25 protein-coding genes and 1 pseudogene are annotated in these 23178 nt (G+C 69.0%); 8 read left to right on the forward strand and 18 right to left on the reverse strand.

The window, feature by feature from the left end; translation table 11 throughout:
• Nucleotides 1–77: 77 nt before the first annotated feature.
• On the reverse strand, nucleotides 78–2057 hold the full coding sequence (parE, locus tag BM145_RS14050; RefSeq protein WP_093334285.1) for a DNA topoisomerase IV subunit B: 1980 nt from the start codon (nucleotides 2055–2057) through the stop codon (nucleotides 78–80).
• A gap of 170 nt (nucleotides 2058–2227) precedes the next feature.
• Between parE and BM145_RS14055 the strand changes: the two genes are divergently transcribed.
• Nucleotides 2228–3148, forward strand: a complete 921-nt coding sequence (locus BM145_RS14055; protein ID WP_093334286.1) for an outer membrane protein — start codon at nucleotides 2228–2230, stop codon at nucleotides 3146–3148.
• Between the two features lie 412 nt (nucleotides 3149–3560).
• Here the strand turns inward: BM145_RS14055 and BM145_RS14060 are convergent, their stop codons facing one another.
• Nucleotides 3561–4208, reverse strand: a complete 648-nt coding sequence (locus BM145_RS14060; protein ID WP_093334287.1) for a GcrA family cell cycle regulator — start codon at nucleotides 4206–4208, stop codon at nucleotides 3561–3563.
• 62 nt (nucleotides 4209–4270) lie between these two features.
• Here BM145_RS14060 and BM145_RS14065 point away from each other — a divergent pair, with 62 nt between their 5' ends.
• Nucleotides 4271–5125: an ABC transporter permease gene (locus BM145_RS14065; protein ID WP_093334288.1), complete on the forward strand. Its 855-nt coding sequence runs from the start codon at nucleotides 4271–4273 to the stop codon at nucleotides 5123–5125.
• 10 nt (nucleotides 5126–5135) lie between these two features.
• Here the strand turns inward: BM145_RS14065 and BM145_RS14070 are convergent, their stop codons facing one another.
• The 3 genes from BM145_RS14070 to BM145_RS14080 all read right to left on the reverse strand — a co-directional run bounded on the left by BM145_RS14070 (nucleotide 5136) and on the right by BM145_RS14080 (nucleotide 7669).
• Nucleotides 5136–5924 (reverse strand): LysR family transcriptional regulator, encoded by a 789-nt coding sequence (locus tag BM145_RS14070; RefSeq protein ID WP_093334289.1) that lies wholly within the window; start codon nucleotides 5922–5924, stop codon nucleotides 5136–5138.
• A 127-nt stretch (nucleotides 5925–6051) separates the two neighbouring features.
• A complete protein-coding gene (gene apaG, locus BM145_RS14075) occupies nucleotides 6052–6450 on the reverse strand; it encodes a Co2+/Mg2+ efflux protein ApaG (protein ID WP_093334290.1) in 399 nt (132 codons plus the stop codon).
• Nucleotides 6451–6460: 10 nt separating this feature from the next.
• Entirely contained in the window at nucleotides 6461–7669 is a 1209-nt protein-coding gene (locus tag BM145_RS14080) for a trans-sulfuration enzyme family protein (RefSeq protein WP_093334291.1), read from the reverse strand.
• Nucleotides 7670–7735: 66 nt separating this feature from the next.
• Between BM145_RS14080 and BM145_RS14085 the strand changes: the two genes are divergently transcribed.
• Complete coding sequence (locus tag BM145_RS14085; protein ID WP_425441100.1) at nucleotides 7736–8965, forward strand: phospholipid carrier-dependent glycosyltransferase; 1230 nt, start codon at nucleotides 7736–7738, stop codon at nucleotides 8963–8965.
• A 103-nt stretch (nucleotides 8966–9068) separates the two neighbouring features.
• Here BM145_RS14085 and leuB read toward each other — a convergent pair whose 3' ends face one another.
• The 12 genes from leuB to BM145_RS14145 form a co-directional block, all read right to left on the reverse strand.
• The gene (gene leuB / locus BM145_RS14090; protein WP_093334292.1) at nucleotides 9069–10115 is read right to left on the reverse strand and encodes a 3-isopropylmalate dehydrogenase; all 1047 of its coding nucleotides are present in this window, start codon (nucleotides 10113–10115) and stop codon (nucleotides 9069–9071) included.
• A gap of 28 nt (nucleotides 10116–10143) precedes the next feature.
• Nucleotides 10144–10872 carry a DNA repair protein RecO gene (recO, locus tag BM145_RS14095; protein WP_093334325.1) on the reverse strand — a complete coding sequence of 243 codons (729 nt, stop codon included), beginning with the start codon at nucleotides 10870–10872 and terminating at the stop codon, nucleotides 10144–10146.
• Nucleotides 10873–11037: 165 nt separating this feature from the next.
• Nucleotides 11038–12957: an excinuclease ABC subunit UvrC gene (gene uvrC / locus BM145_RS14100; RefSeq protein ID WP_093334293.1), complete on the reverse strand. Its 1920-nt coding sequence runs from the start codon at nucleotides 12955–12957 to the stop codon at nucleotides 11038–11040.
• Between the two features lie 44 nt (nucleotides 12958–13001).
• Nucleotides 13002–13322 (reverse strand): DMT family transporter, encoded by a 321-nt coding sequence (locus BM145_RS14105; protein WP_093334294.1) that lies wholly within the window; start codon nucleotides 13320–13322, stop codon nucleotides 13002–13004.
• Nucleotides 13323–13494: 172 nt separating this feature from the next.
• Nucleotides 13495–14067 carry a F0F1 ATP synthase subunit B family protein gene (locus BM145_RS14110; protein ID WP_425441101.1) on the reverse strand — a complete coding sequence of 191 codons (573 nt, stop codon included), beginning with the start codon at nucleotides 14065–14067 and terminating at the stop codon, nucleotides 13495–13497.
• Nucleotides 14068–14134: 67 nt separating this feature from the next.
• On the reverse strand, nucleotides 14135–14629 hold the full coding sequence (locus tag BM145_RS14115) for a F0F1 ATP synthase subunit B family protein (protein ID WP_093334296.1): 495 nt from the start codon (nucleotides 14627–14629) through the stop codon (nucleotides 14135–14137).
• A 57-nt stretch (nucleotides 14630–14686) separates the two neighbouring features.
• Nucleotides 14687–14914 carry a F0F1 ATP synthase subunit C gene (locus BM145_RS14120; protein WP_093334297.1) on the reverse strand — a complete coding sequence of 76 codons (228 nt, stop codon included), beginning with the start codon at nucleotides 14912–14914 and terminating at the stop codon, nucleotides 14687–14689.
• Between the two features lie 48 nt (nucleotides 14915–14962).
• Complete coding sequence (locus BM145_RS14125; protein ID WP_281244367.1) at nucleotides 14963–15754, reverse strand: F0F1 ATP synthase subunit A; 792 nt, start codon at nucleotides 15752–15754, stop codon at nucleotides 14963–14965.
• A 33-nt stretch (nucleotides 15755–15787) separates the two neighbouring features.
• On the reverse strand, nucleotides 15788–16105 hold the full coding sequence (locus BM145_RS14130) for an AtpZ/AtpI family protein (protein ID WP_093334298.1): 318 nt from the start codon (nucleotides 16103–16105) through the stop codon (nucleotides 15788–15790).
• 165 nt (nucleotides 16106–16270) lie between these two features.
• A complete protein-coding gene (locus BM145_RS14135; RefSeq protein ID WP_093334299.1) occupies nucleotides 16271–16648 on the reverse strand; it encodes a YdbL family probable chaperone protein in 378 nt (125 codons plus the stop codon).
• On the reverse strand, nucleotides 16648–16821 hold the full coding sequence (locus BM145_RS14140; protein WP_245739358.1) for a YnbE family lipoprotein: 174 nt from the start codon (nucleotides 16819–16821) through the stop codon (nucleotides 16648–16650). Before BM145_RS14140 ends, BM145_RS14135 begins: the two co-directional genes overlap by 1 nt.
• 29 nt (nucleotides 16822–16850) lie before the next feature.
• A complete protein-coding gene (locus BM145_RS14145) occupies nucleotides 16851–20000 on the reverse strand; it encodes an intermembrane phospholipid transport YdbH family protein (RefSeq protein ID WP_245739360.1) in 3150 nt (1049 codons plus the stop codon).
• Nucleotides 20001–20101: 101 nt separating this feature from the next.
• On the opposite strand from BM145_RS14145, the pseudogene BM145_RS14150 reads away from it, so the two are divergent.
• Nucleotides 20102–20530 (forward strand): annotated as a pseudogene (locus BM145_RS14150) (JAB domain-containing protein); the annotation flags it as partial.
• 330 nt (nucleotides 20531–20860) lie between these two features.
• Here BM145_RS14150 and BM145_RS15770 read toward each other — a convergent pair.
• Nucleotides 20861–21040: a DUF6771 family protein gene (locus tag BM145_RS15770; protein ID WP_143090194.1), complete on the reverse strand. Its 180-nt coding sequence runs from the start codon at nucleotides 21038–21040 to the stop codon at nucleotides 20861–20863.
• Between the two features lie 522 nt (nucleotides 21041–21562).
• Here BM145_RS15770 and BM145_RS14155 point away from each other — a divergent pair.
• The 4 genes from BM145_RS14155 to BM145_RS15780 all read left to right on the forward strand — a co-directional run bounded on the left by BM145_RS14155 (nucleotide 21563) and on the right by BM145_RS15780 (nucleotide 23163).
• Entirely contained in the window at nucleotides 21563–22015 is a 453-nt protein-coding gene (locus BM145_RS14155) for a hypothetical protein (RefSeq protein WP_093334302.1), read from the forward strand.
• A 107-nt stretch (nucleotides 22016–22122) separates the two neighbouring features.
• Nucleotides 22123–22350 (forward strand): hypothetical protein, encoded by a 228-nt coding sequence (locus tag BM145_RS15775; RefSeq protein ID WP_143090195.1) that lies wholly within the window; start codon nucleotides 22123–22125, stop codon nucleotides 22348–22350.
• A 42-nt stretch (nucleotides 22351–22392) separates the two neighbouring features.
• A complete protein-coding gene (locus BM145_RS14160; protein WP_093334303.1) occupies nucleotides 22393–22563 on the forward strand; it encodes a KTSC domain-containing protein in 171 nt (56 codons plus the stop codon).
• 243 nt (nucleotides 22564–22806) lie between these two features.
• Nucleotides 22807–23163 (forward strand): hypothetical protein, encoded by a 357-nt coding sequence (locus BM145_RS15780; protein ID WP_143090196.1) that lies wholly within the window; start codon nucleotides 22807–22809, stop codon nucleotides 23161–23163.
• Nucleotides 23164–23178 lie beyond the last annotated feature (15 nt).

Raw genomic sequence — 23178 nt, forward strand, 5'->3', positions numbered from 1 at the left:
CTACTCCTTCAACGGAAAAGGGCGGCCCGCCGGCCGCCCTCCCGCCTTCTACGGGCACCCGGCGACCGGAGCAACACTCACGCGTCCAACGCCTCCTCGTCCATCCGTGCGGCGTTTTCCTGGATAAAGGCGAAGCGGTGGGCGGGGTTGTTGCCCATCAGGCGGTCGACCAGGTCCTTCACGCCGGCGCGCTCCTCATATTCCTGCGGCAGGGTGATGCGGATCATCGAGCGGGTGCCGGGGTCCATCGTCGTCTCGCGCAGCTGCTGGGGGTTCATCTCGCCCAGGCCCTTGAAGCGGGCGACCTCGACCTTCTTGCCCTTGAACGCCGTGCGCTCCAGCTCGGCGCGGTGGGCGTCGTCGCGGGCGTAGAGCGACCTGGCGCCGCTGGTCAGCCGATAGAGCGGCGGTTGCGCCAGATAGAGATGGCCGCGGCGAACCAGGTCGGGCATCTCCTGGAAGAAGAAGGTCATCAGCAGCGTCGCGATGTGCGCGCCGTCGACGTCGGCGTCGGTCATGATGACGACGCGTTCGTAACGGAGCGCGTCGGGGTTGCACTCCTTGCGGGTGCCGCAGCCGAGGGCGAGCGCCAGGTCGGCGATCTCCTGGTTGGCGCCGATCTTCACCGCGGTGGCGGAGGCGACGTTGAGGATCTTGCCGCGGATCGGCAGGATCGCCTGCGTCTTGCGGTCGCGCGCCTGCTTGGCGCTGCCGCCGGCCGAATCGCCCTCGACGATGAACAGCTCGGTGCCCGCGGGATCGTCGGCGGAACAGTCGGTGAGCTTGCCGGGCAGGCGGAGCTTGCGCGCGGAGGTGGCGGTCTTGCGCTTGATCTCGCGCTCCTGCTTGCGGCGCAGGCGATCGTCCATCCGCTCCAGCACGTAGCCGAGCAGCGCCTTGCCGCGGTCCATGTTGTGGCCGAGCCAATGGTCGAAATGGTCGCGTATCGCGCGCTCCACCAGGCCCGCCGCCTCCGGGCTGGTGAGGCGGTCCTTGGTCTGGCTCTGAAACTGCGGATCGCGGATGAAGACGGACAGCATCAGCTCCGACCCGACCATCACGTCGTCGGCGGTCAGCTCCTTGGCGCGCTTGTTGCCGACCAGGTCGGCGAACTGGCGCAAGCTACGGACCAGTGCCTGGCGCAAGCCCTGCTCGTGCGTGCCGCCGTCGGGTGTGGGGATGGTGTTGCAGTACCAGCTGTAGCTGCCGTCGCTCCACAGGGGCCAGGCGACCGCCCATTCGACGCGGCCCTGCTCGTTCGGAAAGTCCTGGCTGCCGGCGAAGAAGTCGGCGGTGGCGCACTCGCGGGAGCCCACCTGCTCGCGCAGGTGATCGGAGAGGCCGCCGGGGAACTGGAACACCGCGTCCGCAGGCGTGTCGCCCTCCACGAGAGAGGGATCGCAGCGCCAGCGGATCTCCACGCCGGCGAACAGATACGCCTTGGAGCGGGCCAGGCGGTGGAGCCGGGCGGGCTTGAAGCCGAGTTCCGGCCCGAAGATCTCCGCGTCAGGCGTGAAGGCGATCGAGGTGCCGCGGCGATTGGGCGCGGCGCCGACGCTCTCCAGCGGCCCCAGCGTCTGCCCCTTGGCGAAACACTGGCGGAAGAGCTGGCGGTCGCGCGCGACCTCCACCACCGTGTCCGACGACAAGGCGTTGACCACCGACACGCCGACGCCGTGCAGGCCGCCCGAGGTGGCGTAGGCCTTGCCGGAGAACTTGCCGCCCGAGTGGAGCGTCGACAGGATCACCTCCAGCGCCGACTTGTCCGGGAATTTGGGATGCGGATCGACCGGGATGCCGCGGCCGTTGTCGGTGATGGTCAGGCGGTTGCCCGGCTCCAGCGTCACCTCGATCCGCGTCGCGTGACCCGCCACCGCCTCGTCCATCGCATTGTCGAGCACCTCGGCGGCGAGGTGGTGGAGCGCGCGCTCGTCGGTGCCGCCGACGTACATGCCGGGCCGGCGGCGCACCGGCTCCAAGCCCTCCAGCACCTCGATCGACGAGGCGTCGTAGGCGGTGGACGACGCCGGCGGCGCCGCGAACAGATCCTTGGACATAAGCACGACTATAGGCTAGCAGCCCGGCCACGCAAGGAACGGAGTGGCAACGCCGGCGCCCGCGCCAGTGTTGCCGATTTAACACGGATCAGTCCCAATCGGACGAGGTCCGGATATTTCGGGCGAGGATTACCGTTCCTGAGCCGATCATCACCACCGGGAGTATATCAATGCGTTCAATCATCGCGGCCGCCTTGGCCGGCGCCACCCTCGTCGCGACGCCCGTCCTCGCGCAGGACGGCACCTACTCGGCCCCCGCCGACGCGCCCATGGCCACCACCGCCGACACCAGCACCACGATGGCCGAGACGACGGCGGACGCGCCGTTCGCGGGCATCTACGCCGGCGGTTCGTTCGGCTTCGCCGCGCAGCCCAACGATGCGGGCTCGTCAATCCTGTTCGATCGCAACTTGGACGGCCGCTTCGGCGACACCGTGACCCTGGCGAACACCGGCGCCAACGCCTTCTCGCCCGGCTTCTGCAACGGCCGCGCGACCGGCAACATCTCGCCCGCCATCGGCGGTCGCGGTTGCCGCAAGGACAAGGACGGCATCGAATATTACGGTCGTCTCGGCATCGACTCGCAGCAGGGCAACATCGTGTTCGGCGTCGTCGGCGAGTTCGGCAAGCCCGAGATCCGCGACAGCGTGACCGCGTTCAGCACCACGCCCGCCTTCTACACGATGAACCGTACCGTCGACTGGGAAGCCTCGATCCGCGGCCGCATCGGCTTCGCGGTGGACACGACGCTGTTCTACGGTGCGTTCGGCCCCGGTTACGCCAAGATCGACCGTTCGTTCCAGACGGGCAACCTCGTCAACGCCTTTGCCGGTCGCGGCGATCGCCAGCAGTGGGGCATCACCGGCGGTGGCGGTATCGAGCAGAAGATCGGCAAGAACTTCTCGATCGGCCTGGAGTATATGTACCACCAGTATCAGGACGACGATTACCGCATCGACGTGACGCGCGGCAGCGCGCCGTTGAACAACCCGTTCGTCCTGGCCCCCAACACGACAGGCACGACCTTCCGTCGCAGCGACGACATGTTCCGCTGGCACTCGATGCGCGTGACGGCCGGGTTCCGGTTCTGATCGAAGGGCGGCCTGCTGCAGCGTAGCTGACGCAGGACTCGCCCAAGATCGGCCGGCGGGTCGGCCCTGCCGACCCGTTCGACGTCAAGGACGCGGCTTCGCCGCGGCCCGTGCCCGAGAAAAAAGGCCCGCCGGTCAGGTGACCGGCGGGCCTTTTCTTATTCGGGCGGCCTGGCGGTGCATCGGGACCGATCACCTCACCCACCCGCGCCGGGGTCTGACCTCTACGACAGTCCTGCCGTCATGCCGGGACGAGCCCGGCATGACGGGAGAGGAGCGGATGTCGCGAACCTCGACCCGGATTCGGGGCGGGCACGATGCGGTGGGCCCGTCATGGGAGTGAATCCCATGACGTCGAACGCGGCCGTGGCCGCGTCGGCCGGCGGCCCGTGGGTGCTGCCCGTCTTGCCGGTCAGCGCACCCGCGGGCCGCCGAACGGCATCGGCGGGGGCGGCCGGCGATCGCGCCGCGGCAGCTGCGCCTGATAGGCGTGGCCGCAGTGATTGACGCAGTAGGGGAAACCCGGATTCACCTTCTCGCCGCAGAAATGGAAGTCCGGCTCGCCCGGATGACCGAGCGGCCACTTGCAGATCCGGTCGTTGAGGTCGAGCAGGCTGGTCTTGCCCGCGATCTCGGCCGACGGCTTGGCCGGCACCAGCCGGCGTGGCGGTGCGGGGGTGGCGGGCGGTTGCTGCTCGCCGGGCGACTGGCGGACGAAACCGCCGGGACCGACCGAGCGCAGCACCATCTCCGGCCGCGGCTCCGATGCGGGAGCTGGCGCGGGCGGCGCGGCCTCCTCCTCCTCGACAACCGGCTCCGGCTCGGGCTCGGCCACCACCGGCTCCGGTTCGGCGGCCTGTAGCGAGGGGGCCTCCTGCTCGGCCGGCGCCTCGCTGGAGCGGACCGGCGAGGGCCGCGCCTGGAGGCCCAGGCGGTGCGCCTTGCCGATCACCGCGTTGCGGCTGACCCCGTCGCCGAGCGCGTCGGCGATCTGGCTGGCGGTCTGCCCGGCCTCCCACATCGTCTTGAGCGTCTCGATCCGCTCGTCGGTCCAGGACATGCGTCTTCCTTAATCTTGGTGCCGGTTGCGGGCAGGCGCGCCAGCGGGTAGCCCGCCGAACCATGAACAGCCTGCCCCCCATCGGCCAAACAGCGTCTAGGGTGAGGAACGCCCCCGGCGTGCCCGTCATCCGGAACATCAACTGGGGCGGCCTGCGCACGCTCTATGTGAAGGAGGTGCGCCGGTTCTTCAAGGTGCAGCTCCAGACGGTGTGGGCGCCGGCGATCACCACCCTGCTGTTCCTGGTGGTGTTCACCGTCGCAACGGGCGCGCGGCGGCCAGTCATGGTCGGCGGCGAGGTGGTGGCCTTTGCCGACTTCATCGCGCCCGGCCTCATCATCAGCCAGGGAATGATGGGCCCGGCCTTCGCCAATGCCAGCTTCTCGCTGCTGGTCGGCAAGATCCAGGGGACGATCGTCGACTATCTCCAGCCGCCGCTGTCGACCACCGAGCTGCTGGCGGGCCTGGTCGGCGGCGCGGTGACGCGGGCGATCCTGGTCGGCTTCGTCGTGTGGCTGGCGATGGCGCTCTATCCGGGCGTGCACGTGACGCCGCACGCGCCACTCGCCATCCTGTGGTTCGGGCTGCTCGGCACGCTGTTCCTGGCGTTCCTGGGCGTGCTCACCTCAATCTGGGCGGAGAAGTTCGACCACGCCGCCGCGGTGACCAACTTCGTGGTGACGCCGCTCGCGCTGCTGTCGGGCACCTTCTACTCGGTCGACAACCTCGCCCCCGTGTTCCGCGCGATCAGCCACGCCAACCCGTTCTTCTACATCATCTCCGGCTTCCGCTACGGATTCCTGGGGGTGGCGGACTCGCCGATCGGCTTCGGCTCGGCGGTGGTGCTGGCGATCGACGTGGCGCTGGGCGTCGCCTGCTACGTGCTGCTGCGGCGGGGCTGGCGGCTGAAGAACTGACCCGGCGGGATCAGCCGGCGAGCCGGTCGACCAGATCGCGGACCTTCTTCTGCCGCCATTGCGGCGTCGGCGCGACCAGCCAATAGCCGAGGCGCGACGGGCTGGGCTCGCCCAGCGCCACGAGGCGCTCGGCGGCGAGGTCGCGCTGGGCGAGCAGTGCCGGCACCAGCGCCCGGCCCAGCCCCGCCAGTGCGGCGTCGATCGCCAGGCCGGCGTCGGCGACGCGCATCGCCGCGCCGTCCTCCACCGGACCGCCGGTCCAGGCGATCATGGCAACGGTGGCGATGCCAGGCGCGGCGACCAGCACCAGCCCGTCCGATTCGATCGCCTCGCCCTCGTGCTCGCCCGGCCCCTCGCCCCAGCGGATCGCCAGGTCGAGATTGGCCTGGGTGAAATCGATCCCGTCCTCGGTCGGCAGCAGCACGAAGCGCAGGTCGGCATCCTCCGCGGCGAGCGCGGCGAGGCGCGGCAGCAGCCATTTGTCGGTCAGGTCGCGCGGGGCGGCGATGGTCAGCGACTTGGACGACTGGCCCGCCTGCATGGCGCGGACCGCCTCCTCGAACTGGAGGAAGCCGTCGCGCAAGGGGCCGAGCCCCGCCTCCGCCTCCGGCGTCAGCTCCAGCCCGCGGGTCGTGCGGCGGAACAGGACCACGCCCAGCGTGTCCTCCAGCGCCCTGATCTGCTGGCCGACCGCGGCGGGGGTGACCGCCAGCTCGTCGGCGGCGCGGGTGAACGACAGGTGGCGCGCCGCGGCGTCGAGCACGCGCAGGCCGTTGAGGGGGAGGTGCGTGCGCTTCATTGGCACATGCTCCTCACCGTCGTCATGCCGGGCTCGTCCCGGCATCCAGAGCCAAGCAGCGACACCGCGCCTAACCCTGGATGTCGGGACGAGCCCGGCATGACGGAGCGTGGCGAGGCGGCGCTCCTCACTGCGTCACCGCCGGCGCGGTCAGCGAAAAACGGGGGACGGCCACGTCGAAGCTGCGGCCGTCCTCGCCCACCATCCGGTACGTGCCCTGCATCGCGCCGGTCGGCGTCGCGAGCGGGCAGCCGGAGACGTAGTCGAAGCTGGCGCCCGGCTCGATCATCGGTTGCTCGCCGACCACGCCCTCGCCCTCGACCGAGTGGCGGGCGCCGCGGCCGTCGGTGATGATCCAGTGGCGGGTCAGCAGCTGGACCGGGGTCGCGCCCTCGTTCTCGATGCGGATGTGATAGGCCCAGAACCAGCGACCGCGATCGGGCTCCGACTGTTCGGGCAGGTAGCTGACCGAGACGCGCACGGTGATCCCGCCGGTCGTCGCCGCGTGCGGGAACAGCGCCTTCACAGCCGCATCCTCACAGGCCCGCGCGCCGAAGCGCCTGGTCGAGGTCGGCGATCACGTCGTCGGCATCCTCCAGCCCGACGTTGAGGCGCAGCATCCCCTCGCCAATCCCCATCTCGGCGCGCGTCTCCTCCGACACGCCGGCGTGGGTGGTGGAGGCGGGATGCGTCATCAGCGAGCGCGAATCGCCGATGTTGTTGGAGATGTCGACCAGCTCCAGCGCGTCGAGCAGAGCGTGCGCTTGGGCACGGCCGCCGTCCACTTCCAGCGAGAAGATCGGGCCGGCGGCGTCCATCTGGCGCATGGCGAGGTCGTGCTGCGGATGGCTGGCGAGCCCCGGATGGTTCACGCGCGCCACGCGGCCCTGGAGGAAAGTGCCGACGCGCACCGAATTCTCCGACTGGCGGCGGATGCGCAGGTCGAGCGTCTCCAGCCCCTTCAGCACCACCCAGGCGTTGAACGCCGACAGCGTCGGCCCGGTGTTGCGGGTGAAGGGGAGCAGCGTGTTGTCGATCCAGTCCTGCGTGCCGCAGATCGCGCCGGCCAGCACGCGCCCCTGCCCGTCCATCATCTTGGTGGCGGAATAGGCGACCACGTCGGCACCGAACTCCATCGGCCGTTGCAGCGCGGGGGTGGCGAAGGCGTTGTCGACGACGGTGGTGATCCCCCGCTCGCGCGCGATGTCGCACACCGCCTGGAGGTCGACGACGTCCATCGTCGGGTTGGCGGGTGTCTCGAAGAAGAACACCTTGGTCTCGGGCCGTACCGCGTCGACGAACGCCTGCGGATCGCGCGCGTCGACCACGGTGGTGGCGATACCGAACTTGGGCAGCAGCGTATCGGTGAGCCAGCGGCACGAGCCGAAGGCGGCGCGCCCGCCGACCAGATGGTCGCCCGCCTGCAACTGGCAGAGCAGCGCCGCCGTCATCGCCGCCATGCCCGACGCCGTGGTGCGGCACGCCTCCGCGCCCTCCAGCAAGGCGATCCGCTGTTCCAGCATCTCCACCGTCGGATTCTGGAGGCGCGAGTAGGTCATGCCCTGCTGCTCGCCCGCGAACCGCGCCGCCGCGTCGCCCGCGCAGTCATAGGCGTAGCCGGAGGTGAGGAACAACGCTTCCGACGTCTCCCCCCATTCCGATCGGGCGGTGCCGCCGCGGATCGCCTGCGTCGCGGGCTTCCACGTCGACGTGATCGAGCGGTCCTGGCCTGTCCTGCGCTTCATGCCCGCCGCTTTGCCCGTCCCCTTGCGCCCTTGCAAGCGAGGGCGGCAGCGGGAACAGTCCGGCGCGTGCCGACTTTCCTCCGCCGCCCGCTCGCCCCCGCCCTGCTGCTCGGCCTGATGGCGGAGCTACTGTTCGCCTGGCGGCTGACGACGCCGTCGATCCTGGTGTTCGACGAGGTCCACTACGTCCCCGCCGCGCGCGCGCTGCTGGCGCTGGGCGGGCCCGCCAATACGGAACATCCGCTGCTCGGCAAGGCGCTGATCGCCGCCGGCATCGCGCTGTTCGGCGACGGGCCGCTCGGCTGGCGTGCGTGCTCGACGCTGGCGGGCACGACGGTGGTGGTCGGCACCTACGCGATCCTGTGGCTCGGACTTGGGCGAACGCGGCCGGCGCTGGTGGGGGCGCTGTGCGTGCTCCTCAACTTCACGGTGTTCGTCTTGGCGCGGATCGCGATGCTGGACGGCTTCATGGCCGCGTTCGTCGTCGCAGGGACGGCGTGCCTGTTGTGGGCGATGCGGGCGAGCGGCGGCGCGGCGTGGCGGCGCTGGACCGCGGGGGCGGTGCTGCTCGGCCTCGCCACCGCGTGCAAGTGGACCGCCGCGCCGTACGTGGCCTTTGCCGGGCTGGCGTTCCTGGCGTTGCGCCGGCCGGGGCGATGGCGAGGGATGCGGCCGATCGCGGCGCTGGCGGTGCTGGGCGGAGTCAGCGTGCTCGCCTACGCTCTCACCTTCCTGCCCGCCTTCTTCTATGCGCGCGAGCCGCTGACACTGGCTACGCTGATCCCGTTCCAGGCGGAGATGTACGCCCGCCAGGTGCAGGTGCTGCCCGCCCACACCTATCAGTCGAGCTGGTGGACCTGGCCGCTGGAGCTGCGCCCGATCTGGTATCTGTACGAGCCCGTCGACGGAGCGCAGCGCGGCATCCTGCTGCTCGGCAATCCGGCGGTGATGTGGGGCGGGCTGGTCGCGGTGGTGGCGTGCGCGGTGGCGTGGCTCCGCACCCGCAGCGTCGCGGCCGGATGCGCGGCGGCGCTGTGGATCGCGAGCCTAGCCATCTGGGCGGCGATCCCCAAGTCGCTCGGCTTCTTCTATTATTATTATCTATCGAGCATCTGGCTCGGCATCGCCATCGCGGTGGCATTCGAAGTCTTGCGCGAGCGGTTGCGCTACTGGGACGAGATGTTTCTGGTGCTGGCCGCGACGCTGTTCATCCACTTCTACCCGATCCTGTCCGCCGCGCCGCTGTCACGACCGGGGGCGTTCCAGCGGTGGATGTGGCTGGATAGCTGGGCATAGACGCTTGCCGTCACCCCGGGCTTGTCCCGGGGTCCAGAGCCGAGCAGCGTCGCCGTGGGCAACCCTGGATGCCGGGACGAGCCCGGCATGACGGACAGCCCGATCAGCCAAGCGCCGCCAGCACCGCGTCGGTCATCGCGCCGGTCGACAGCGTCCCACCCAGGTCGGCCGTGCGCGCGCCGCCGGCGATCGCCGCGGCCACCGCCGCCTCGATCCGACCGGCGGGTTCGGGCATCCTGAGCGAGGTCCGCAGCATCATCGCCGCCGACAGGATCGCCGCGCACGGGTTCGCCTTGCCCTGCCCCGCAATGTCGGGGGCGGAGCCGTGGATCGGCTCGAACAGCCCCTTCCCCTCCGAGTCGAGCGAGGCGGAGGGCAACAGCCCGATCGAGCCGACGCACATCGACGCCTGGTCGGACAGGATGTCGCCGAACAGGTTGCCAGTGACGATCACGTCGAACTGGCCGGGATCGCGCACCAGCTGCATCGCGGCGTTGTCGCAGTACATGTGCGAGAGCGTCACGTCGCGGAAGTCGCGCGCGACCTCGTTCACCACTTCGCGCCACAATTGCGAGGTTTCCAGCACGTTGGCCTTGTCCACCGAGGTGAGCCGGCGCGAGCGGGTGCGCGCGATCTCGAACCCGGTGCGCGCGATCCGCGCCACCTCCACCTCGTCGTAGCGCATCAGGTCATGCCCCTCGCGCAGGCCGGTGCGGGTCAGGCCGCGGCCCTTGTCGCCGAAATAGACGTCGCCGGTCAGCTCTCGCACGATCATCAGGTCGATGCGGCCCGCGATCTCGGGGCGGAGCGCGGAGGCGTCCTCCAGCCCGGCGAACATCCGCGCCGGACGCAGATTGGCGAACAGGCCCAGCTCCTTGCGCAGGCCCAGGATCGCCTGTTCGGGCCGCATCGTCCGCTCCAGCGCGTCGAAGGCGGGATCGCCGACCGCGCCGAACAGCACCGCGTCCGCCCGCTCGGCCAGCGCCAGCGTCTCGGGCGGCAGCGGGTGGCCGGCGACGCGGTACGCAGCGCCGCCGACCGGCGCCTCCTCGAACCGCAGGTCGAGCGCGAGCGCGCCCAGCACGGTGCACGCGGCGGCGGTGACTTCGGGACCGATGCCGTCGCCGGCGAGGAGTGCGATAAGAGCCATGCCCGAGCCTCTGCCGTCGCCGGCGCGCTCAGGCAACCGCCCTCTTCAGCCGGTCGACCAGCCGATCGCGCGCGGCGAGCGGTTCCACCCGCCGGTCGACCAGCACGTCGCGGGCGAGGAAATGCCCGGTCAGCCGCAATCCGTCGACCAGTTCCGCGCCGCCCGACACCGGTTCGCCGAGCAGGAACGGCGGCAGGCGCAGCAACTGCCGCTCGTACCCGGCGGCGCCCGCGCGGCTCACCGCGCCGCCGCTCTTCGGGCTGACGAAGGCGAGCTCGTCGTCGCCACCCGCGACGCAGCCGGACAGGTCGAGCCCGAAGCCCATCTCGGCCAGCACCAGCAGCTCGAAGCGGACCAGCGCCGGCGCCCAGCCACGCGCGGCGGGTGCCGCCTCGATCGCGTCGAGCATCGCGCCGAGCCCGTCGAAGAGGCGCGGATAGCCTTGCGCCTCGGGCAAGGCGGAAGCGACCAGCGCGGTGACCCACTCGATCGCGGCGGCGGCGAGCGGCTCGCCGTGGATCGCGGCACGGCTGTGGACGAGTTCGACGGTCAGCGCGGGCAGCTGCTCCGCCGTCCGCGCGCGCCATTCCGCGCGCACGCCGTTGCCGGGCAGCAGCACGGGCCGCAACTGGCGCGAGCGACCGCCCCGGACGTAGCCGGGCTGCACGCCGTGATCGCGGGTCAGCGCGCGGGCGACGACGCCGTGCTCGCCGTGCGCGCGGGCCGCGAGGACGATGGCGTCGGCGACGATGTGCATCGCCACCATGTCGGGGATGGTGGAGGGTGTCGCAAGCTGGAGCGTCACATATCCCCTCCGTTCGCCCTGAGCGACGTCGAAGGGCCGGTTACGAGCGCGCCGCCTGCGGCCCGTGCTTCGACTTCGCTCAGCACGAACGGGTGGAATGAGCCTCGGCCCACCCGATCACCGTGCGTGGTAGAAGTCGTACACCTGCTGCGCCACGCCGGCCGACACGCCGGGCGCCTTTTTCAGATCGTCCAGGCTGGCGTTGCGGACCGCGCGGCCGGTGCCGAAGTGCATCAGCAGCGCCTTCTTGCGCGCCGGGCCGATGCCGGGCACCTCGTCGAGCGGCGACGCGCCGATCGCCTTGGCGCGCTTCTCCCGGTGCGCGCCGATGACGAATCGGTGGACCTCGTCGCGCAGCCGCTGGAGGTAGAACAGCACCGGCGAGTTCTGCGGCAGCATCCGCTCCTGACCGTCCGGCAGGTGGAACACCTCGCGTCCCTCGCGGCCGTGGAACGCGCCTTTGGCGACGCCGACCAGGCACACGTCCTCGATGCCCAGATCCTCCAGCACCGCCTTGGCCGCACCCAGCTGCGGCTTGCCGCCGTCAATCAGCACCAGGTCGGGCCAGGTGTCGGCGTCGCGGTCGGGCGCCTCCTCCAGCTGGCGGGCGAAGCGGCGGCGGAAGACCTCGCGCATCATGCCGACGTCGCTGTCGGTTTGCGCCTCGTTCCCCTTGATGTTCCACTTGCGATACTGGCCCTTGCGGAACCCCTCCGGCCCCGCGACCACCATCGCGCCGACCGCGTTGGTGCCCTGGATGTGGCTGTTGTCGTACACCTCGATCCGGTTCGGCGGCTCGGCCAGGTCGAACAGTTCCGCCACCTCGCGCAGCAACTTGGCCTGCGTGGTCGATTCGGCGAGGCGGCGTTCCAGCGCCTCGATCGCGTTGCGCTTCGCTTGGTCCATCAGCCGGCGGCGGTCGCCGCGCTGCGGGATCGACAGCACCACCTTGTAGCCCGCCGCGTCGCCCAGCGCCTGGCCGAGCAGCTCGCCTTCGGGCAGTTCGCGGTCGAGCAGGATCTGGCGCGCGGGCGGCACCTCCTCGTAGAATTGGGTGAGGAAGCTCGTCATCACCTCGTCCTCGGGCACGTCGGCAGTGTGCGTGGGGAAGAAGCTGCGATGGCCCCAGTTCTGGCCGCCGCGGATGAAGAACGCCTGGATGCCGATCAGTCCGTCCTTGCAGGCGAGCGCGAACACGTCGGCGTCGCCCACCCCTTCCGCGTTGATCGCCTGCGTGCCCTGCACGAAGGTCAGCGCCTTCAACCGGTCGCGGAGCAGCGCGGCCAGTTCGAAATCCATGTTCTCGGCCGCCGCCTGCATCTGCGCGCCGAGCTTCGCCTGCACCTTGGTCGACTTGCCCGCCAGGAAATCGCGCGCGTCGCCGACCAGCTCGGCATAGCCGTCCTTGTCGATGCGCCCGACGCACGGCGCCGAGCAGCGCTTGATCTGGTAGAGCAGGCACGGCCGGTCGCGCGTCTTGAAGAAGCCGTCGGTGCACGAGCGGAGCAGGAACAGTTTCTGGAGCGCGTTCAGCGTGTTGTTGACGCTGCCGGCGCTGGCGAAGGGGCCGTAGTAATTGCCGACCGCCCGGCGTGCGCCGCGATGCTTCTGCACGCGCGGGAAATCGGTGTCGGAACGCAGCAGGATGAACGGGAAACTCTTATCGTCGCGCAGCAGCACGTTGTAGGCGGGGCGGTAGCGCTTGATGAGCTGCGCCTCCAGCAGCAGCGCCTCCGCCTCATTGTTCGTCGTGACGATCGTCATCGACCGCGTCTGCGACACCATCCGCTGGAGCCGCTTGGGCAGCTGCTTGATCTGCGTGTAGTTGGCGACGCGCTGCTTCAGCGAGCGCGCCTTGCCGCAGTACAGGATGTCGCCCTTGGCATCGTGCATCCGGTACACGCCGGAGCGCTGCGGCAGCGTCTTCAGCACGTTGCGGATCGCGGCGACGCCGGCATCCAGGTCCGGCGTCTCCGACCCGCGGATCGTGAAGGTGTTCTTTTCCTCGTTGAACCGGTCTGGGGTGGGCGTGGACATCGAGGGGGATTTAGGATCGCGGCGACTCGACCGCTAGACGTGGGTCAGACCTGCGCGAACAGCTTGGTACCGACCACGCCGATGACCGTCAGGGTCATGAAGCCGGCCTGCACCGCGCCGACCCGGTCGCCGAACAGGAATACGCCGCCGATGATGACGCCCACCGCGCCCAGCCCGGTCCACACCGCGTAGGCGGTGCCCGCCGGTAGCCCGCGCATCGCCAGTGCGAGCAGGCCCATGTTGAGGAAGGAGAGGATGATCGGCACGCTCGACGCCTGCCACGTGGCGACGGTCGCCGCCCATTTCAGGCTGAGCGCCCAGATGATCTCGGTCACCACGGCGACGGCGAGGATGAGCCAGTACATGGGGTTCTCCCACGGGCTCAGGACAGAGGAGCGACCGCCGGAAACCCGGAAGAGGCGGTTCGCATTCCGTCATGCCGGGCTTGTCCCGGCATCCAGAGCCAAGCAGCGATCACACTCGTTGCCCTGGATGCCGGGACGAGCCCGGCATGACGGTGTTATGGGTGGAGAGGAGTCAGTTCGGCCGGCCGAGTCCGGAAATGCTGCGGTCGACCAGGGCGCGGTCGGCGTCGGCGCCGAGATGCTCGGCGATCAGCAGGCCCGCCGCCTTTGCCGCGGCCTCCGCCGCCCGCGCGCGGACCTCGGCGATCGCGGCGCGCTCGGCGGCGGCGATCTTGTCCTCGGCCATCTTGGCGCGACGCTCCATCAGCGCCTCGGCGTCTTCCTTGGCCTTGACGACGATGTGATGCGCTTCCTGCCGGGCATGCTCGCGCATCTGCTCCGCCTCGGCCTGCGCCGTCTTCGCCCGCGTCTCGTACTCGGCGCGCAGCGCCTCCGCTTCGGCGCGGAGCTTGGCCGCCTCGTCGAGCTGCGCGCGGATCGCGGCGATGCGGCTGTCGAGCATGCCGCCGATCAGCCCCGGCACCTTCTTCCACAGCATGATCGCCAGCACGATCAGTGCCGCCACCGCGACCCAGCCGGTGGAGTTCAGCCCCCAGCCGGTCGGATCGGCGACGTGCTCGGCCCCGCCCGGCGCCGTGGTGTGACCCTGCAATCCGTCGCCTTCGCGGATCGGACGCTCGGTCATGGAGGTGTCGCTGAGCGGCATCGCCAGATTGGCGGCGACCTGGGCGGAGCCCGCATCGACGGACGGATTAGCCATGAGCGCGCACCTCCCGCACCGCGGTCGCCGCCTGATCGATGCCGACCGTCAGGCCGGCGATCCGGGCGACGATATCCTGCGCCGCCTCGGCCGCGACGTTTTCCAGATTGGCGAGCGCCTGCCCCTTGGCGTTGGCGATCGCGAGATCGTGCTGGCCCAGCCGCTCGGCCAGGTCAGCATCCGCCGCCTTGACCTGCGCCTCGGCGGAGGCGGTGGCCTGCGCCTTGGCCTTGGCCGTCTCGGCCCCCGCCTCGGCGCGCGCGGCGTCCATCTCGGCGCGCCACGCCGCCTCGGTCGAGTCGGCGGTGCGGCGTGCCGCCTCCGCCGCGGCGAGATCGCCCTCGACCCGCGCCTCGCGCGCGTCGACGGTGGAGACGATCTTCGGCACCATGCCCCGGCCGACCACGAAATAGAGGAGGCCGAAGGTCACGAGCAGCCAGAAGATCTGCGAGGCGTAGGTCGCGGCGACCTGGGATAGCTGGGGCATGTCAGTCCTAATCGTGGCCGGGCGACGCGATCACGCGTGCCCGGCCGACGGTCGAGTTCAGGCCACGAAAACGAGGATGATCATCGTCACGAAGGCGAGCAGACCGAGAAGCTCGGCGGCCGCGAAGCCGATGAACAGGCGGCCCTGCTGGCTGTCCGCCGCGCCCGGATTGCGCAACGCGCCCTCCAGGAACTTGGCGAACACGTTGCCCACGCCCAGGGCGGCGATGCCCATGCCGATCGCGGCCAGGCCAGCGCCGAGCATGCGTGCCGATTCTGCGTCCATGTCATTCACTCCAGTCAGATAGGTTGGTACGGAAAGCGAGCGAGGCGATCAGTGAAGGTTGACCGCGTCGTTGAGGTAGACCGAGGTCAAGAGCGCGAAGACGTAGGCCTGGATCGCGGCGACCAGCAGTTCGAGAACGGTGATGCCGACCATCAGCACCAGGCTGGGCAGGCTGACCAGCGCCAGATAGCCGCCGCCCAGGTTGATGCCGTTGACGACGAACGCCGCCAGCACCTTCAGCAGGATGTGCCCCGCGGTCATTGCGACGAACAGTCGCAGGCCCAGCGAGAAGGGGCGCACCAGGAAGCTCATCAGTTCGACGACGAAGATCAGCGGGATCATCAGCGGCGGCGTGCCGTGCGGCACGAACAGCGAGAAGAAGTGGAACCCGTGGCGGCCGAAGCCGACGATCAGCACGATCGCGAAGCTGATGATCGCCAGCACGCCAGTGACGGTCAGGTGGCTGGTGATGGTGAAGGGGTGGACGCCCGGCACGATCCCGAACGGCAACAGCCCCAGGATGTTGGCGAACAGGATGAACATGAACAGCGAGAAGACGTAGGGCACGAACCGCTTGCCCTTGGGCCCGATGTTCGAGACCAGCATGCCGGAGATGAAGCCCGTGAAGCCCTCGACCGCCGCCTGCCAGCGGCCGGGCACCAGCTCGCGCTTCATCCCGCCCAGCATGAACAGCCACAGCGCGGCGAGCGTCAGCACCATCCACAGGGCGGAATTGGTGAACGACAGGTCGTAACCGCCCACCACCCAATGCGAGCCCAGCACAGGCTCGATCAGGAACTGGTGCATCGGGTCGATCTTGCTGCCTTCAGCCGCGGCCACTGGGTTGCTCCAAATTGCGAACGAGCGGTCGGATCACTCCGGCCGCTCGTTTCCGATACGAATGATCTGCCTGAACGCGACCGCAATCCCGAGGAACAGCAGCACGATCAGTCCCCATGGCGACGTGCCGAACCAGCGGTCGATGAGCCAGCCGATCAGCGCGCTGCCGACGAGACTTCCGATCAGGGCGGAAATGACGCGATTGCCCTGGGCATAGCCCCGGTCCGCATCGGGCTTCACCCCCGACCGCGCCGCGTCCGACCCCCTCGCCTGCCGCAGCCGCTCGTCGAGCGCGGTCAGCCGCGGGTCCTCCGCTTCGCCGAAGTCCTGTCCGGGATTCTCTTCCGCCACGCGCCATCCCCTGTCGAAAACACGCTCGAACGAGGGAGAACACGCGAACGGCGAGCGACCCCGCCAAGGCGCCGTCCGTTTAGAAAAGGGGGTCCGGCAAGTCAACCGCCGTTCGGCACGGGTCGTCTCCCTGCCCCGCCCATGCCGGGCCGATGCCCGACCGGGTCACACGCAGCGCGGATCGCGGGTCGGCGCGCCGGCCCCGCGCGTCATCCACGCACCGTCGGGGCTGCGATACTTCTCGCCCGCGCTGGTCTGCGCGATCAGGTTGCAGCCGCTGGTGAAGGCGAGCTGCTCCACCGTCGCGCCCGATGCCGACGCCTTTTGGGTATAGGCGGACTTGCGCTGGATGTTGATGTTGTTGACGATCCCGCGCAGCTCGGCCGAGCCCGCGCCGACGATGCCCAGATAGCCGTCGGGCTGCTCGCCCACCTGCCCCGCGGCGCGCGCGGCGGCGTAGGCGGGATCGCGCTGCGCCAGCGCCGCGGTGGCGAGCCCCGCGACAAGGGCCAGGGCGGCGGCGGAAAGGACTTTCACATGCATCAGAAGATCCCCGGATTCTGTTGGATCAGCGTCTTGGCCTCGTTGTCGAGGCGGTAGACCACTTCCTGCGTGACGTTGATGTTCAGGTTGATCTGGATCGGCTTGTCGGGCGCGGTGACGTTGATGCACCCGGCGGTGCCCAGCATCGTCGCGGTCATGGCCAAGATCGTCATTGTTCGCATCGTCGTCAATGGTGAACGGTTCATCGCACGGTCTCGCTTGCGGAGGGCTGAACGGGTGGGGGATTGGTGCGCTTGTTCTGCTCTTCCAGCAGCGCGGGCAGGTTACGCTGGATGAGGCGCTTGGGGTCGTAGAAGGACTGCGCCGAATCGAGCAGGCCGCGGAAAGGCGCGGTGATGCGGATGTTGAACACGAAGGGCAGCCGCTGCAGCCGGCGGACGATGAAATTGCCCTTCGCCCCCTCTCCCTGGCTGATGCCGGCGAAGCGCACGTCCGTTACCATCTCGCCGGTCAGCGGGCCGTTGAGGCGCAGCGTCAAGCTGCGATAGCGCAGCGATTTCAGCGCCTGGAAGGCGAGGTTGCCCCACAGTCCCAGCTGTTCCTGCCCCAGCGCCCCGACATAGGCGAGCGTGCCGCCGCCTTCGCGCACCGCCAGCTGCCCGTCGACGATCCGCCCGCCCGACTGGTCGAACACCATCGGCAGCACGCCGTCGAAGATGCCGGTGGCGTTGAGGTTGTCGAAATCGAACTGTTGCAGGAACTGGTCGGCGGCGGCGCCGCGAACGCGGAAGGTCAGCCGCCGTTCCTTGTTCTCGGAAAAGTCGAGCAGCGTCGGCTCCAGCGTCAGCGTGCCGCCCGCGAACGGCCAGTGCGCGCCCTCCACCCGGACCAGCGTCGGCCCTTCCAGCGCGTAGCGGATGGTGCCGTTCTCCACCGGGATGCCGGGGTTGACGGTGCGCACCGTCGCCACCTGGCCGGGCGCGGTGCGCATGGCGAGCAGGTCGGTGAAGTGCAGCGTCGTCGCGATGCCGGTGACCGGGCCGAAGGCGGCGGCGAGGTCCATCGCCTCCGTCGCGAAATCACCGGTGCTGCGCACGCCCTTCGGCCCCCAGTCGATCCGCGCGGCGCCGGTCACCGTGCCGCGCACGTCGGCGACGACGCCGAAGGTGAGCGGGGTGAGCAGGTCCGGCTGGAAGCCCTGTTTGAAGACGAGCGACGGGATCGACAGGTCGGCGCTGCCGGTCCCCGCGCCGAGCAGGTGGTCGAGCCGGACGGTCGCGACGCGGGTATCGGTGACCGGTTCGATCAGCGTGCCGTTCGCCGTGATCCGGCCACCGGCGAGCCGCAGGTCGACGTCGCGCACCACCATCGGCTTGAACCGCGGCGAGGCGGCGGCGTCGGCCACCGCCATCGATCCGTCCAGCGTCAGCGCGCCGTTCGCGAACGCCCAGCGGCCCTGCGCCGCCGACAGCACCAGCGGCACCGCGCCGATCTGGCCACCGCCGCCGACGAACGTCCCCGCGGGGCCACCGGCGAGCGAGCCGGTCAGCATCGCGATGCTCAGCCGCGAGCGCCGCTCGGGCGAGCCGATCAGCGCCGTCACGTCGGCGACGGTGAAGGATCGGCTGCCGAGCCCGATGTCGGCGGCGCCCAGGTCGAGCAGCAGCGGCGATCCACCGAGCCGCCCGCGCAGCCGCGCGCCCGGCGTCCGTGCACCGCCGTCGACCCGCCCGTCGCGCACCGAGACCAGCGCCGGCCCGGTCGGGCAGAGCCGCAGTTGGCCTGCGTCGAGCGCGAGCGGCCCGACCGCGAGCGCGCGCCAGCCGACGGGCGCGCAGCCCGGATTGAGCACCAGTTCGCCACCGACGTCGCGGCGCAGGTCGATCGGCAGCACCAGCGCCTCGACGCGGCCGTCGCCGAGCGGGCCCGACACCGTCGCCTGCGTCGACAGCCGCAAGGCGCCGCGATCGGTGAGCGCGAAGGCGACGGGCGTGGTCGCGAGCCGTGCCGTGCCGACCGAATAGGGCGCGATCGTCGCCGTGCCGCGCCACGCCCGCCCCGCCGCGGGCCTCGACACGGTGATCCGCGCGCTCGGCAGGTCACCGCCGGCGAGCGCGAGTCGCGCGTCGGCGACGACGCCCGCGCCCGACCGCCACCGCATCGCCGCGCCGTCGTCATCCTGAGGGGCGAGCGTCGCCACCGCCCCGCTCGCCGCCTGCCACCGCGCGCTCTCCACCGACAGCGCGACCGCGTCGCCGATCTCCGCGTGCACGGTCGCCTCGGCCTGCCCCCGCCGGGCGGCGGCGTGCAGCGCCTCGCCGACGCGGTCGAGCAGCGGCGCCACCGGCGTCCCCGGCGCACGGCCGCCAAGCGACGGCACCAGCGCGGACAGGTCCGCCTCGGCCAGCGCGATCCGCCCGTGATAGCCGATCACACCATCGCGGCGGATCGCGAGGTCGCCCATCAGCCGCGCGCTGCCCGCGCGCGCTCCCGCCGCGCGTACCGCCCGCGCGGTCAGGTCGACGCGACCGCCCCTCTCGGCCCCGCGACCGTCATAGGCGAGCGTTCCCGCGACCGCCGCCGCCGAGCCGCGCGCGTGCGCCACCGGTCCGGTCGCGATTCGCGCCTCGATCGCGGACCGTCGCGGCGCGCCCAGCGCCACTCGCCCGTGCAGATCGCTCCGCCAGTCGGCGATGCTCACCCCGGCGCAGCGCAGCCGCTCGGCGAGCAACGGCCCGTCGAGCCGCAGCCCCTGCCCGTCCCGCCGATCGACGCCGGTGGTCCGCACCCGCCACGCCGCGCGCACGCCCGTCGCAGCGCATCCGTCCCGTTCCAGCCGATCCGCCGCGATCGCCAACTGCCCGGAGAAGCCGTCGTCCAGCCGCCCGCGGCCCGCCAGGCGCACGCCGACAATCCCGTACGCCGTGTCCAGCCGCAGCCGCGCGTCCTCTACATCGACGTCGAGCTTCGGAAGCGTCAGCGGCGCGCCCGAGGGCGGCGGCAGCAGCCGGTCGATCGCGCCCAGCGACACCCGCCCGTCGACCAGCCGCCCGCGCAGCCGGACGCGACCGGCGGCCACCCCCTCCAGCCGCGGGCCGCCCAGGCCGTAACCGACCCGCGTCTCGATCCAGTCGGCGACCAGATCGGGGTGCGCCGGATCGCCGATCACCACGTCGGTCAGCCGCTGACGGCCCAGCCCCAGATCGGCGATGGCGTAGCGCGCGGGCACGCCGCGGGTGGCGAGCTCACGATCGACGAAGCGGCCGGCGATCGTGCGGCGCTGGCTCCACAGCACGATCAGCGCGGCGACGATCACCACCGCCAGCAGCGCCGCGATCCGGCGCCGGCGGCGCGGGCGGCGGCGGGGCGGCAGATCGCTGTTGTCGTCCACGCGCTGACCCGCTCCTTCCATGAGCGCCGATCCCTAGAGGGGTGCAGGCGGGAGCGCAAAGGTGCTTGATCGGCATCAGTGCTCGGCTAGGTATCCGATCCATGGCGGACGCCGATCCCAACGACCTGAACGGTCACCGCGCGCGGCTGCGCGGTCGGCTGCTCGCGGCGGGGGAGCCGGGCCAGGGCCTGCTCGACCACGAGCTGATCGAGTATCTGCTGATGCTGGTCATCCCGCGCATCAATACCAAGCCGATCGCCAAGGCGCTGCTGCGCGAATTCGGCGGCATCGGTGGGCTGCTCGCCGCCGACGCCGCTGCGCTACGCCGCGTCGACGGCGTCGGGGAACACGCCGCCGCCGCGATCAAGATCGCCCAGGCCGCCGCGCTGCGCATGATCCGCGGCCAGGTCGCCGAGCGGCCGGTGCTCGCCAACTGGCAGGCGCTGCTCGACTATTTGCGCGCCAACATGGCGCATGGCGGGGTGGAGCGGTTCCGGGTGCTCCACCTCAACAATCGAAAACCGGTTGTATCAAACTACGCGGCGCCTGCGTAGCGCGACGACGTTATCCTGCGCAGGCGTTCCCTGTCTGGCAAAGCGCGGCTTGGGTGGCGGCGGGTCATCGTCATTCGGTGGTGGATTAGAGACCAACCACGACACCTTGGGCCATCGTTCCCCGCATTGACAGCGCAGGTGTTTGGCAAAGCCTGACCATGAGCGGTCAAATCCCTTCCGCTTGTAATAGTTGTCGAGTTCGCCGGGTGCGAACAGGGCAACCCGACCACAGACACACTCTGCCCGGATAGACCCGCCCTTGTTGGCAACGTCGCTCAAATCGCGAGGCGCTTGGACCATGATCGTTCACAATGGCAGTGCGAGTTGATCCCGATCAACTTCGCCAAGCCCTCGGCAAAGGTGTTCCGCAACCGTTCGCGCCGCTTCGTGCCTGACCGTCTCTGACAGCATCGTCAGACACGCTACAGCACCGACAGGCGCGGTTTCCAACAAGCAGGCGAGGCGTTCAGGGGTGACGTCGAGCATTTCCGAATCCTTCCACCGAGCGGTAGAACATAACGGGAACGCGGATCAAGCACGTTTGTGTCCCGTCGCGCGACAGCGATTTCTTGCAAAGAGAGGGAGGAATCTATTAGCCGAGTCATACGCTGCGGTGACAGCCACAACGATAATCGAAAGTCACATGACAGTGACGTAGATGAGCCGTGCGCACATGCGTTCGGTAACGGCGGAGTGCGTGCAATGCGGACTAGCAATTCCAAGGATGATCCTGCCACACGGCAGGTGGAGATACTGGTAAGAGCCGGTGCGACACGCTCTGCAACGCTCATTGCCGCATTGGCGCAACTCAGCCGCTTTCGTATGGTAGCGGGGTGTAGCAGTGCTCTGCTGATTTTGAAGCCATTAGCCAAAGCCGCTCTCGGTCAGCATTAAGGCATTTCAGGTCGTCGAGATTGTGCCGAATTCAGAATTTTGAACTAGGCCGACATATTGACAAGACTTGTCGGATGAGGAACGCCCATTCTACCGGAATGAAGGGCACTCAACATGGCACTTGAAGACTTCCTCGCACTGGCTGACGACAGCCTGAAAACCGCTTACCACAAGGCGTCCTTCAACATCGAGAAGGCACGCGCTGATGTGGTCACTCGGTTGAAGAAGGCGGAAGAGCAGTTCATGGCGACCGAACCCGCACGCGGTCGCAAGATGTTCAAGGTCAACAACAACGTGGTTGAACTGACGCTGCCGTTCAACGTGGACGGCAAGAACGTCCTGTATATTCCGTCAGAGCGGTTCGTGGACGCGGTTAAAAAGCTGTCAGATGCAGTCGGCAAGGGCGAGGTCGATAAGGAGATTGAAGCGGGCGCACCATCCGAACCAGAGAACAAGCCTCGTGCACGCGCGCCCCGCGCTACTGGCTCTGGCGGTGGCAAGGGTTGGACGGATGAACGTCGCGCGCGCTTCGCAGAGACGATCGCCGCGCGCAAAGCGTCGCGGTAGAACAGCTAGATAGTTCGCCATCTTCGCAGTTCGGTCAACTTACCGTTGCGAAGATGACGACATTGACGCACCAAGGCGTTCGACACTGAACGCCTTGGAGCACATCAATGGAAAACACCGAAACAGAGCTGGAGCGTCTGAAAAAGATGCTCGAATGGCCCGAGAACAGTGCGGAAAAGCACGACATCATTCAACGACGCATCTTCGCCATCGAACAGCAGATTGTTTATACAAACCCGTTTAACGACACTGACGAAACGCTTTACCGGATACAGAAGCAAGAGAAGAAGGCTGTCGAGCCCCACCAATGGTCAAGACGCTATCCGGGACAATGATCCAAAGCGGCTGACGAACACTCGACTTGTATAAATAACTGCATGTCGAGTGGAATCCGCAGCAGCTACAATCGCCAGACCAAAGTCCTGACTGTCTGGTTTCGCAATGGCACCTATCAGCTTCCGAACGTCCCGCGCCGGATCGCCGATGCCTTCAAGGCGTCGAGCAGCCGGGGCAGCTTCTGGAACCAGCACTTAAAAGGCAAATATTGAACGCGCGGCGGCATCGCGTGAAGGAGCGTCCGTCACGCGATCCTGACAAGCGTTCGCCTGCGCCTTTTGTCTGCAAACCTAGACCATGCCGTCACAAGACAGCGCTAGAAGACCTGACACCTTGGTATAAATAGGTCATCTTCGAAAGGAGGTGATCGCCCGTCTACCAGCAGACCCCGCGTGGGGCTGTTGCGTGTCATGTCTATAAATAAGGCGATGACTACTCTTACTACCGCAACCATTATGGCTGCGCGTAATCTTCTCGCACGCGACAACTTTTCCGACTTCTGCCGACTGGTCGATATTCCCGGCGCACCTGTTGAAGATGACGAAACCATGCTGCTGCCTGCATGGGATCGACCGACGACCGCGCACCTGCAATTGCTGATGGACAAGTTCCAAAGGATCGAGACGGGCGAAATCCCGCGACTGATGCTGTTCCTGCCTCCCGGTAGCGCAAAGTCCACCTATGGCAGCAAGCTGTTCCCGGCTTGGTTTCTCGGTCGCAAACGCGGGCGCAGCTGTGGATCGGCGTGGAAAAGGGACCCCGATAGCGGGGTGATCGGCGTCGAAAAAGGACCCCTCATCCCGGTGGTCTAGGCTGCTCGCTTGGCG

This window comes from Sphingomonas rubra (genome assembly GCF_900115745.1).
GTDB classification, from domain to species: Bacteria; Pseudomonadota; Alphaproteobacteria; order Sphingomonadales; family Sphingomonadaceae; genus Sphingomonas; species Sphingomonas rubra.